We start from the raw sequence: 12,634 nt of genomic DNA, 5'->3' as shown, positions 1-12,634 counted from the left end.
TACTAAAACAAACCAGTTCGAAATCATCTATTTCCGCTGGAGAAAAGCCTTTTAATATATAGATTGTACCATATTTTAACATATCAAAAAACTTCGGAGTTAATTGAAATAAAAACGAAGCTAAAATAGGCTGATCATACGATTAATGAAGTATTTTTCTGCCTAATGAATCCCTTTCCCAACCTATAAACTGATCTTATGCAACCTTTTTTAATATCCACAGTATTTCCCTATCTTAACAATTTTCTTCTTTTGTTTATTTATTATTATATAATTGTATTAAAAATAGATTAAAGGAGGTTTATATGAAAAAAGTTTTCGGAAGATTTTTTAAAAAGAATTTAAAAAATGATAATGCATTTTATAATAATCTTTATGAAAAGTTTTATCCAAGCAACTTAATGGTAAATTCGAGCTTTGCTAATTTATCGTTAGTTTCTAGACTAGAAAACGCATGGAAAATGGAATTCCTAGCTAATGTTAAAGAAAGAGTTATGGAAAAAGAAGATTGGAGCAATGCAAAGTATACCTTTGTTGAGACAGAATTAAAACGCTTTTTCTTAATGGCAGCAATCTTTGAAAACGTTCCAATGTATAGTCAGGATGTTGATAAAATCTGGCATGAAATGATTTTATTTACGAAAAGTTATCAAAGCTTCTGCAAGTCTTTTTGTGGTGAAATGATACACCATGAACCAAATATTATTAAAGATCAAGTAGCTAAGACTGATGGCACTGATGTAAGAGCTGTTTACAATTTGTTGTATAATACTTTGTTCGAACCTATATCTGTAAATACCTATATTTTAGGAAATTTAGTTGTTAATTATAAAAATGCTAGTGTTATAGAATATTTATCGAGCAAAACAGTTCAAACCTTAAGTTTCGTTTCTCATATTAGCTCAGAAGCTAAATATAATTTTTTAAATGAGTTTGCTAGAATTCAAAAAATTTTAGTTGATAAAGAAAAGGAAGAAGCCAGAACTAAAGCACTTAGAAAAACAGAAGAAATCACTAAACACCACTCACAAAAATCTAGCCCAAGTTCAGCTACTCGTTCAACCTCTAGCAAAAAATCAGATGAAGGGCATATTAATTCATCAATTTTAACTGCAAGTTCTTTGTTTGGATTAAATGAAAGTTCAAATGATTGTTCAAGCAAGAGTGATAGTCATCATCAAAACTCGCACTCTTCATGCTCTAGTTCATCACATACTTCATGTTCAAGTAGTTCTCACTCTTCGTGTTCTAGTTCAAGTTGCTCAAGTTCTAGTTGATCTATTACTATTAATACTGACATCCAAGTATAATTACATTAACTCAACCTTAAGGTTGGGTTAATATCTAGTTTATAATCCACTGCTTTAATTAAAAAAAGATTTTTCTGCTCGTATATAAGATAATTTCAACCATTTCTCGTTTCCCCGAAAGGTAAAATGATATAACTAATTGTCAGTACTAAAATAATAATTGCTAACCAAAAATTATGGGCCGATTCTCCATTATTTACAATAATAAAACGAATAGTAGCTGTTATCCCAATATAAAGAAGATATCGTATTGGAAAATGATAGTTTTCTTTGAAATATTGAACAATAATTGAAATGAATCCAAAATATAAGAAAAAGATCAAAACCTTCCCAAAAATTTGATGAACATTTTTATTACTTAATAAAACATCATTAAAAATATAATAAAGCTCTCGAAAAAGAAAAAATGCAAGAATCAAACTAAGTAGAAGTAATGATATATTTAACAAAGTTTGATGAAGCCTGATTAGCATTTGTCTATTTTTTAACCAACTCATTCAATCATTTCACTCCTCTTTTTTCTCCCTAATAACATCTAACAACACTATTTCTATATAATATCTCTGTCAAATACAAAAACCGAAATGGCTATATTCTCTTCAACTTTCATATCTGAAAATAAATGAACTAATTTCGCTCCGACAAGTTCTTCTAAACCTTCGGGTGGTTGATTTAAGTATAGATCCTGAATCATTTTTGTTCGTGCAGTATGAACCATTTCAGCACCGTTCATTGTACCGGAAATAAACTTTTCAGTAGGAGTCAAATTACCATATAATGTTGAAACGGCCATATTTTCAACAAAAACCGTATGAATTCGTTCTGGACCCTTACCAAACAAATCCTTTCGAAGTTTCCTCATTAAATCATTAAATTCATGTACTTTTTTCGTCATTTCTTATTCCCTCATTTTCAATAGTAAAAATGCTATACCTTTATCCTTGCACCGATCTCAACAACCTATTTACATTTCTGTGAATAAAATATAAGTACTATTCCATTAATTAAATTACTACCCTCTTTCCATTTTTTGAAAAAAAAAATTCCACCAAGGTGACAATTAGCCAAACTGGTGGCTTTTTGTCATCTTAGTGGAATAGTTAATTAGCAAAAATTTACTAAAATACCAATCCAATTTAATTTAAATGAAAATAATAGACACATAACAATTACATTATTATGCTTCCATATCTTTCGAATTCATTATATCTCTAACTTTTTAATTAAACAATCATAATGTTAATATTAAATATTTCTAAATATTGATGCATTTAAAGATCAGACTAATTAACAATCCTAACCACAACTCAGGTGGCAGCTTCATCTAAATTAATATCATCCTTTAATCTATTTCTTCAAACTAAAAGTTTATTCAATTAATAACCTATATAATTAAACATCGCCTGTACAGATGCAGTAATTTTTATTTGCCCCTCTTGGATTGGCGTAGTTGGTCCGCTGAATGCCGCAGCAGTCATTGTTAGTGAGGATAGTGGACGGACAATTTGAATCCCTTCTTCAGCAATCCAAATCGGAATGCTATTGATTGATAAGCCTAGTGATTTTGCTATATTTTCTGCATTAGTTTTCGCATTCAAAGTAGCCTTTTGTAATGCCTCTTGATAATATGGATCAGGGTTTGACAGTTCAAAACTTAGATTTCTTACTTCATTTGCTCCATTTTCAACTGCAACATCAATAACTTTACCAACGTTTGCAAGATCTTTTACAATTACTTTAAAAATATGACTTACACGATATCCTTTAAAAATTTGCTGAGAATCTTGATATTCAACAATTCGGTCTATTGTATATGAATTCGTTTCAATTTCGTCTTGTTTAATGCCTATGCTTTTTAATGCATCGATCATTTTATTCGAAATAATCGCGTTCTGTGACTGAGCGTTTTGTACTCTCAAATCTTCAACTACAGCACCTAGTAAGACAGACGATTGGTCTGGCTTTACAGATACCTCTCCTTTTCCAGTTGCTTTAATCGTATAATTACGATTACTATTTCTTGACATGAAGCCACTTTGATATTGTGGAGCTATATAATCAGATCGAATACCCGTTAAGTTATTACTATATACTGGATAAATCTCAATCACATCCTTTTAAGATGAAAAAATTTTATATTAATGCCCATTTATTGTATGTATTGAGCCCTCTTATCGTGAAAAAATCTAAGTTAGCTCGTATTTGAGAGTTCGTTTTAAGTAATCACATTTTTCCTGTCAAAAAAAGCCTGTAAACTAGGAACTCCCACTAGTCTACAAGCTTTAACAAACTAAATTTATTCAAAAATGTTTTTTCTCGTCAATCATTTAAGTTCTTCTTCATCAAAGTTTTCGTCAATTTGGTCAGCTTGCTTCCCAATTTCTAAAGGTACTTCGTATTCTGGTGCACTCCAATTGTTTTGCATATAATTCTCCTTTTAAACAATAGTTTGTCAGTTATTAATTACTATAATTAAACTAGATAATGTATCTATTTACTATTGGGGGAATTTCACTAATTTCACCTTGAAAAGCATGCTACTTTTAAAAATCTTTGGTTCTTTTTAGTCAAAATTTCCTTTCAAATCAAGAAAATATACGCTGAATATATTGGGGGAATTTAATAATAATTAGGGGCCAATATCTTTTTATCGCAAAAGGAAAATTCGGTAAATGAAATTGCCTTTATAAAAAAGGCTCTGTTAAACTAAAATGTTGATATTTAATATTTCAAAAAGGACTGTCAATTTAGACAGTCCTTCTACGATCTTATTCAACTAATGCTTGAGTTAGTTGTATATAGTTATAATAATTCCACCTAAGATTTCTAATTTAAAAATTTATTCATAATTAACTTTAGCACATTCCCAAATTGCTTTACCCTCAAGTTTAAAAACTCCACCTTCTTTAGTTTTAGCAGAATTTATCATGGCTTGAGCCAATATATCTGTCGCAAGGGGTTTTTGAGAACGAAAAATTCCTATTTTATTTACAAACTGTATTACTTTAAAACTTACAGCTTCCATTGGTCGATCGGTATTTTGTCGTATTAATAAAGGTGGGTTAAAGATTGTCAACTTTGGAAATCTTAATGCTTCTATAGCTTCTTCTAACTGTCCCTTCATCCTTGTATAAAAGAATCGAGAATTTGATGAAGAATAACCAGAAGATACTAATACATAATTATCAACACCATTTTCTCTAGCAAATTTAGCAAACTGGTATTGATATTCGTAATCAACTTTCCATTGAGCTTCTTTACTCCCTGCCACTTTAAGTGTAGTACCTAAACATGAAAACAAAACATCTCCCTTCACTAAATGTTTCCATAGCTCTTGTTTATCAAAGTCAATTACATGGACCTTTAATTTATTATGTTTGATATTAAGAGCACGTCTAACAAAAATATCTACATTATGAAAAGAATCATCATTTAATAATAATTCCAGTAAGTCTTTACCTGTCGCTCCCGTTGCTCCAATTACTAATGCTTTCATTTCCTTCCCCTCACATTCTCTTTTAGTCTCCATTAAATCTTAATTTATTTCTTTAAATGTGGTTTATTTAAAGAAATATCGGCATAAATTCTGGCTAATTGTTCGGGTGTTTCTTTTGTGCCACTTTCAACCCATTTTCCAAGCATGTGCCAAATTCCAGCAGAATGAAATTCTGTATAATACTTTAAAAATGTTTCATCGAAATTTCTCATAGTATCAGTTTTGAATTTCACAAAAATGGTCGGTGCGTATTCTTGCAGTTGTTTAAGCAAGATTATAAATAAGTCATTTTTATGAAGAAGATTCAAAAACGGAACATGTTCTTTCCAAAATTCGAAATATATTAATGTCATTGTGTATGGTAAAAGCGATTCTAAAGATTCAAATTTTTTTTCAGCCTCCTGCATTAATTCACTAATATGTTCATATAGAACTTCTTCTTTAGATTGGAAATTACGATAAAATGTTTTTCGTACCAATCCTGCATCGTCTGTAATTTCCTTAATTGCTATCTTTTGAAATGGCTTTTCGTCCATTAGTTTTAGCAGTGATTGTATGATCCATTGTCTCGAACGGATTGATATCGGATTATTGCTTTTTTCATTTTGCATAACATGTAACTCCTTTTTTAACAAATGTCCCTTTTTCTCATATCTGTATCACTTACGCTCATCATCTTGACTTCAATTTCTATTTATCATTATAATTCAGTAGAACAAGTGACACAAGTGTGTATTGAGACACAATTGTATAATTAGATACAAATGGTACTATCAAAATATAGATTATAAATAAGGAGTGAAGAATATGAATGGGTTGGGTAAAGGAGTCGTACTAATAACTGGAGCATCTGCGGGAATGGGTAAAGCCACAGCAGAACTTCTACTAGAAAAAGGTTATGTGGTTTATGCAGCTGCAAGACGCATAGAAAATATGAAAGACCTAGAATTAAAGGGTGCTAAAATTTTAACCATGGATGTAACAGATGAACAATCCATGGTTTATGGTGTAAACCGTATTATTCAAGAACAAGGAAAAATCGATATATTATTTAATAATGCAGGATATGGCTCTTATGGTTCTGTTGAAGATGTTCCTTTAGAAGAAGCAAGAAGACAGTTTGAAGTAAATCTTTTTGGTCTAAGTCGTTTAACGCAATTAGTTATACCACATATGAGAAAACAAATATCAGGGAAAATTATAAATAATTCATCGATGGGTGGAAAAGTGTATACACCATTAGGTGCATGGTATCATGCTACAAAACACGCACTTGAAGGATATTCTGATTGTCTCCGATTTGAAGTTGCTCAATTTAATATAGATGTAATCGTTATTGAACCAGGATCAATTGAGAGTGAATGGAACGATATTACTTTAAATAACCTTCAGAAAACATCTGCACATACAGTATATGCTAATATGACAAAAGCCTTTGTAGAGATGTCAAAAAAAGCACCAAAACCAACTTCTCCTAAAGTCATAGCAGAAATCGTTTTAAAGGCGATTGAATCTAAGAAACCAAAAACTCGATATGTAGCTGGACAATTTGCAAAACCAATGATGCTATTAAGAAAATTAGTCTCTGATCGAATGTACGATCGTATTCTCTATAAAATGTTTAAAATGAAATAAAGTTTAATTTCAAAAAAACACGTGACCTTTTGAAAAGGAAAACGTGTTTTTAACTTTGCGAAGAAATATACTTAAACTAAACTGCCTATATGTTGAATAAGGAAGTGAAGATTCTTAATTAAATGATTAACTTCGATTGACGAATACCTTCATTTGTTAAATGATGGTCACAATGACTTGTTCGTACAAATACCTCTTTAATATTTGATGTGGTAGCATCGAATCCTTTCATTTCAAGGAACTGAAACCATGCCAAATAATGATCGAGATATTTGGTCGCGACTCCTTTAAAACGATCCATCCATTGGCTTAAACGAGCGTGATAGCCATTGACATTTTGAATATGATAAATACCTTTAATGACATGCCCAGTCGTTTTTGAGTTGATTCGATAATGTTCTATGTTTTTTTCTTTTGCATAAGTCATGTAAGCACGCCATGCATCAGTACAAAGGATGCTATCAGGTTGTAACAAATGTCCAATCGTTTCTTCGACTTTCGGTTTCACGATTCTGCCTAAACATGCAACCTTAGCTACGGTTTGTTTAGTTCGATCACGAGCTACTAATACGCAGACTTGCTCCTTGCTAATCCCACGATAAATAGACACTCCGCTACGCTTACGAGCTTTACGACCAGTAATTCCATTTTTTCCTTTTTCAGAGTAAAGGAAATACGTTTCATCCATTTCAACAATCCCGTCGAATCCATCAATTTTCATATCCTTTAATGCATTGAGAATCTTATGTCTCCAATAGAATAAACTAACCCATGAAACTCCAAGAATTTGTTCACATTTACGCAGAGAAATCCCTTGAAACATAAGTTTAATAAATTCACACCAATAACGAGGAAACCGAGTACCATGCATTGGCGTATTTGTCAGATCGTTAAATGTTTTCCGACAAGCCTTGCAACGATACCTTTGACGACCTTTATATTTACCAAAACGGACGATATGCTCACATGTGCAATGCGGACAGATGAATCCCTCTGCAAATCGAGTTTCACGAATCTCCTTCACAAGTGTGCCTGGTTGAACAACAAGAAATAGTGTGTTTTTCAATGTCCAAAAAAGTATCAACAATCTTTTTTAACAGAGTCATAAAAAAAAGAATGGATTTCTCCATTCTTTTTTATGAATCGTTATTAGAAGCTAAACATTGGTTTAAAATCACCTTTATAAGGTTCATGTTCTACGAATACTGTTATATCCTTACCATCTTTGTCCTTACCTGTTCTTTTATAAGTAAATTTATTATTATTAAGTTCAGTTAGCTCAAGTACAGCACCATATTTATTTGTTCCAATCGAAACATGTGCTCTAATTTTATTTTCGTGGGCAATATCGAAGTAACCATAGTCACCTCGGCTTACGCCTGTATCAAGATTGAAAAACTCATATTTATTCGTTTTTTCATCAAATTTTGCTAAACTAATGAAATTCGTATTAAATTTAGTCACATCATTACCTTGTTCATCAACTACTTTTGTACCATTCCATAGTGTTCTGCCTAAAATTTTATCTCCATCAACTTTTTTTACAATATCGCCTGTTGTTGAATTTAACTGCTTATCTGGATCGGTAAAGGCAAGCTTCTTTCCTTTAAATGGAACATGTTCTACGAATACTTCTACATCGTTACCTTTAGCATCTTTACCCATTCTTTTATAAGTAAAAACATTTTTATTTATTTTCTCCATATCAACTACAGCTTGGTAATTCATAGATTCTGAAATAAGAATTCTCTTTTTACCATCATTCGTAATAAAAAATGTTCCTTTATCCCCACGACTTTGTCCCGTTTTAGCATCAAAAAATTCATATCTACCAGATTTCGCATCGTATTTAGCTAGTCCTATAAAATTTGCGTTCTCTTTCGTTAAATCGTGATGATTCTTATCATAAACCCTTGTACCTTGCCAATCTGTGCTGCTTAAAATAGCAGCCATTTCTTGTCCTTTAGTTAATTTGTTTACTTTTTTAGGTATTTTATATGACTTTTCGTGCTTCTGTTTGTTCTGTTCAACTTGTGCATTTGCTGCTGTATTGCAACCTGTTAAAACTAATGTGACTCCAAGTAGTACTGATGAAATTGTTTTTGTTTTTTTGTTCATATTATTTTTCTCCTTTTTATAAGTTCTCCTATTTAATGGGGCTATTGAACTTTGTTTATTTTGCTCCAGCTTTTATTAAAATCGCTTCGATCTCTTTAAATCCTTTTTCACGTGCATGTTGTAATGGCGTGACATTTTCATGATCAGATATATTTACATCTGCTCCGTAATCTATTAAGGTTTGTACTATTTGCTGTTGTGTTTGATTTCCATTGTTTAAAATTATCGCTTCTAACAGGGCCGTCCAGCCAAGATTATTAACGTGATTAATATTAATCTTAGTATTTGTAAGAAGTTCTTTTACGACATTTACATACCCATGTTCTGAAGCGGGAATCAATGCAGTTCCACCATAGCGGTTTGTAATTGTTGGATCTGCACCTGCTTTAATTGTAAGCTTTAGAATATCGATTAATCCTTCTGCACCAGCATATAAAAAGGGATTGTTTTTCATATGGTCTTGAATATTGACATCTGCACCTGCCTCAATTAGTACTTTTGCAGTTTTAACGTCATTGTTGTAAGTTGCAATCATTGTAGCAGTTCGTCCATTTGAATCCTGTGCATTAATGTTCGCACCATTCTCAATAAGTTTTCTAACAGTATCCGCTTCTCCTAACTTTGCTGCTTGAAATAGTTGCTCATTCAATGTTTTTTCCCCCTTTTCAAATAAGGCACAACCTTGTAGCAAAAGTGTACAGCCTATTACAACTGCGATTAACTTCCACATAAAGTACAGTGTCCTCCTTTTGCAATTACATACCATCATGTAAAATTATCATTTATTCCTGGGAAATTTCACTCCATTCAATTTTCATTTTTTAGACCTTCGTTCGTCTAAAACCTATATTAAACCTCAAATAAAAACTCCTACTAAACAAATTCTTAACAAAGTATAAATTTTTTAATAATATTTATTTATAGTTAGGTTTTGCTTATATTTTTGTTTATGAACAAAAAAATCGACTGTCTAATTAGACAGCCGAGATGAACTCAAAGACAACTAAAACATTCTTTCCTTCAATTAAATCATTTATTTTTTTATGTAAGCCCACTTATAGGAATTTTTCACCCCATATGGGTGATTGTATACATTTTTCACATAAGATTTTTCCAAATAAGCTACACCATTCTGATACATAGGTGAAATAGCTGCATCCTTTTCTAGCAATTGCTTTTCAGCCTCTGCTAAAGCTTTCCATCGTGATTTTGGATCTTGAAGAAGCGTCGTTTTTGCTTTTGTGATCAATTCGTCATACTTAGGATTTGAATACGCTATGTTATTGTTTGTTATCCATTTATCCAAAAATGTCATCGGATCTGGATAATCAGGTCCCCATCCTGCAAGAGACATATCGTACTGAAGATTATCTTCGAGTGCAAATTTAGGTTGTGCAGGTTGCATCTTGATGTTCACTGTTAAACCAGGAAGATTCTTTTCAAGTTCAAACTTCAAATATTGAGAAATTTTCTTATTACTATCGTCTTCTGCGATCAAAAGCTCTATAGCAACAGTTTGTTTACCAAGCTCCTGTTTTGCCTTTTCCCAATATACCTTTGCTTTTTCAATATTCGTTTTATTGAAATCTCCTGTTGTATCATCGAAATCTTGCCCATCTGGACCATATGCCAAATTTTTAGCGACAAAGTAGTAAGCTGGTGTTGAACCGTTATTTAAGAGTACGTCTGTAATCTCTTTTTTGTTGTAGCCCATATCAATTGCTTTACGCGCATTCACATTTTTTAAAATGGAATTTTTGTTATTTAGCTTTAAATAAATAAGTCTTCCTTCTTGCGCTGTTTTAAATTCTTTATCGCTTTTATACTTGTCTACAAATTCAGCAGTTAGACTTACCCGATCAATTGCTCCTGTCTGATATAGATTGATAGCTGTGGCACTATCTTTCGCAATATTAAAATTGATTTCATCTAGTTTTACTGTATTTTTATCCCAATATTCTGGGTTTTTCACAAGTTTAAAGCTTTGTTCATGCTTCCATTCACTCATTTTGAATGGGCCGTCATAAACGACTGAGTTTGCTTCCATTCCGTAATTCTTGCCCTGCTGCTCTACAACTTTTTTATCCTGAGGCATGAATGGGGCAAGTGTTGTCAAACTCAGAAAATACGGAACTGGATTATCAAGTTGTACTTCTAGCGTATGATCATCGATCGCCTTTACGCCCAATTGGTCTACAGGAAGTTGCTTTTCATTTATCTTCTTTGCGTTCTTTACATCATACATGATGTAGGCATATTGTGAAGCAGTTGCTGGATCTAATGTGCGTTTCCATCCATATTCAAAGTCATGCGCTGTCACTAGATCCCCGTTCGACCATAATGCATCTCGCAGTTTAAATACATATGTCTTTTTGTCTTTACTTACCGTATAGGATTTTGCAATTCCTTGTACTGGTTGGCTGTCTTTTCCTTGTCTGAATAAGCCCTCCATCACATTGTTTAGCACACTAAGAGTAGTAGAGTCTTCCACAAGGGAGGAATCCATTGATGAAAGCTCAGATGTTTCAACTAAACGAAGCGCTTGTTTATCATGTGATTTACTTAAGCTCTCGACCGTTGTTGCCTTATCTTTTTGAGTTGCACATCCAGAAAGTACAATACCCATGCTAAGTAGTATAGCTGTTAACTGTTTGGTTTGTTGATTCACTGAAAACTTCCTCCTTACATCCATATAATATTCTGTATAATTATTATAATATTCTGTATATTGAACGTATTACCTCTTTAAATATTCAATTTATCGAACAAATCGAACGAAGTGCCTACTCAAGATTCTGCAACTAGTTATTACTCAAAAGATTACAAGCTGCTTGCAGGAACATGTTAACGCCAATAACAAGAGATTCTTCATCAATAGTAAATCTTGGATGATGATGTGGATACGTACTTTCACTTTCCTCTGCTCCTGAACCAATTTTAAAGAAACACCCATCTGCTTTTTGTAAAAATGCAGAAAAGTCTTCTCCACCCATAGATGGTTTGATATATTCAACAGACTCACTTCCGTATACCTCAATTGCTGTTTGTTCCAGTACTTTTGTGACTGCATCGTGATTGATAACCGGTCTGTACCCATATCGGTAATGACAGGAATAATTTGCTCCATGGGCTTCGCAAATCCCTTTTACAATTTGCTCAATTCGTTCTTTGGCATCGTGTCGCAATTTTTCGTCAAAGCAACGCACTGTACCAACAATTTCAGCAGTATCAGGTATGATATTATCAGCTGTTCCTGCATGAAATTGAGTAACAGACAGGACCCTTTGTGAAAATGCATCTGTTGTCCGCGAAACAATATGCTGCAAATTTGTTATAATTTGCGCACCAATTGCGATGCTGTCCACAGTATCTTCAGGATGCGCGGCATGTCCACCTTTGCCTTTGATTATGATATGAAACGCATCAGGGGCTGCCATCATCGGACCGTATACGATCCCGATTTTCCCGACTTCCAAGCCAGACATGAGATGCAAGCCAATTACGAAATCAACACCATTCATTACTCCAGCTTGCACCATTTCCTCGCCTCCACCTGGAAATTGTTCTTCAGCATGTTGGAACAGGAAACGAATTTCTCCATTAATTTCATTTTTATGTTTTGCTAAAATTTCAGCCGCTCCAAGTAAAATCGCCGTGTGACCATCATGACCACAGGCGTGCATTACGCCAGGTACAGTAGAAGCAAAATCAAAGCTGTTTTCTTCAACAATCGGAAGAGCATCCATATCGGCACGGATTGCCAGTGTTTTTCCAGGCTTTCCACCGACTAGTCTAGCCAACACGCTAAATTCGGTCGGACGCGAGATCTCTAAATTTCCGAATGAACTCAACATATCAAATACAAATTGTGAGGTTTTTTCTTCTTGAAACGAAAGCTCTGGATATTTATGCAGGTGTCTTCTCCATTGCACTAGCTTATCTTTTGAAATCTCAGTTTTAAATATTACATTTTCTAAGGATTTCACTTCAACATCTCCCTTGCTTATTTTCAATTGTTAAATTCTCTTTCGTACAGATAATCCCCTCCTAATATATATATTATATTTCTTAATAA

General features: G+C 32.9%; 11 protein-coding genes and 1 pseudogene. 2 read left to right on the top strand and 10 right to left on the bottom strand.

The genetic code is table 11. From position 1 onward, the window contains the following. Window positions 1–305 precede the first annotated feature (305 nt). Window positions 306–1,277, top strand: coding sequence for a glycine-rich domain-containing protein (locus CN601_RS05720; protein WP_098170418.1), 972 nt, complete (start codon window positions 306–308; stop codon window positions 1,275–1,277). Window positions 1,278–1,405: 128 nt separating this feature from the next. Here the strand turns inward: CN601_RS05720 and CN601_RS05715 are convergent, their stop codons facing one another. The 5 genes from CN601_RS05715 to CN601_RS05695 form a co-directional block, all read right to left on the bottom strand. Beyond that, window positions 1,406–1,807, bottom strand: a complete 402-nt coding sequence (locus CN601_RS05715; protein WP_098170417.1) for a phosphate-starvation-inducible protein PsiE — start codon at window positions 1,805–1,807, stop codon at window positions 1,406–1,408. A gap of 53 nt (window positions 1,808–1,860) precedes the next feature. Further along, window positions 1,861–2,205, bottom strand: a complete 345-nt coding sequence (locus CN601_RS05710; RefSeq protein WP_098120787.1) for a Na-translocating system protein MpsC family protein — start codon at window positions 2,203–2,205, stop codon at window positions 1,861–1,863. Window positions 2,206–2,686: 481 nt separating this feature from the next. After that, window positions 2,687–3,337 carry an SIMPL domain-containing protein gene (locus CN601_RS05705; RefSeq protein ID WP_098170416.1) on the bottom strand — a complete coding sequence of 217 codons (651 nt, stop codon included), beginning with the start codon at window positions 3,335–3,337 and terminating at the stop codon, window positions 2,687–2,689. A gap of 812 nt (window positions 3,338–4,149) precedes the next feature. Then, window positions 4,150–4,806, bottom strand: a complete 657-nt coding sequence (locus tag CN601_RS05700) for an NAD(P)H-binding protein (protein WP_098170415.1) — start codon at window positions 4,804–4,806, stop codon at window positions 4,150–4,152. Between the two features lie 44 nt (window positions 4,807–4,850). Continuing rightward, entirely contained in the window at window positions 4,851–5,417 is a 567-nt protein-coding gene (locus tag CN601_RS05695; RefSeq protein ID WP_098170414.1) for a TetR/AcrR family transcriptional regulator, read from the bottom strand. A 196-nt stretch (window positions 5,418–5,613) separates the two neighbouring features. Between CN601_RS05695 and CN601_RS05690 the strand changes: the two genes are divergently transcribed. After that, window positions 5,614–6,441 carry an oxidoreductase gene (locus tag CN601_RS05690; protein WP_098170413.1) on the top strand — a complete coding sequence of 276 codons (828 nt, stop codon included), beginning with the start codon at window positions 5,614–5,616 and terminating at the stop codon, window positions 6,439–6,441. A gap of 118 nt (window positions 6,442–6,559) precedes the next feature. On the opposite strand, the pseudogene CN601_RS05685 reads toward CN601_RS05690, so the two are convergent. The 5 genes and pseudogenes from CN601_RS05685 to CN601_RS05665 all read right to left on the bottom strand — a co-directional run. Then, window positions 6,560–7,474, bottom strand: a pseudogene (locus CN601_RS05685) (IS1595 family transposase); the annotation flags it as partial. Window positions 7,475–7,590: 116 nt separating this feature from the next. Further along, window positions 7,591–8,559, bottom strand: a complete 969-nt coding sequence (locus CN601_RS05680) for a DUF4822 domain-containing protein (RefSeq protein ID WP_098170412.1) — start codon at window positions 8,557–8,559, stop codon at window positions 7,591–7,593. Between the two features lie 55 nt (window positions 8,560–8,614). Continuing rightward, entirely contained in the window at window positions 8,615–9,289 is a 675-nt protein-coding gene (locus CN601_RS05675) for an ankyrin repeat domain-containing protein (RefSeq protein WP_098170411.1), read from the bottom strand. Window positions 9,290–9,592: 303 nt separating this feature from the next. Then, window positions 9,593–11,227, bottom strand: coding sequence for a peptide ABC transporter substrate-binding protein (locus CN601_RS05670; protein WP_257131622.1), 1,635 nt, complete (start codon window positions 11,225–11,227; stop codon window positions 9,593–9,595). A 133-nt stretch (window positions 11,228–11,360) separates the two neighbouring features. Beyond that, a complete protein-coding gene (locus CN601_RS05665; protein ID WP_373604957.1) occupies window positions 11,361–12,524 on the bottom strand; it encodes an amidohydrolase in 1,164 nt (387 codons plus the stop codon). Between the last annotated feature and the right edge of the window lie 110 nt (window positions 12,525–12,634).

The sequence above is a fragment of the Bacillus sp. AFS017336 genome, assembly GCF_002555445.1.
Lineage (GTDB): Bacteria > Bacillota > Bacilli > Bacillales > Bacillaceae_G > Gottfriedia.
The sequence above is the reverse complement of the archived record's forward strand: the minus strand, read 5'-3'. Positions and strand labels throughout refer to the sequence as shown.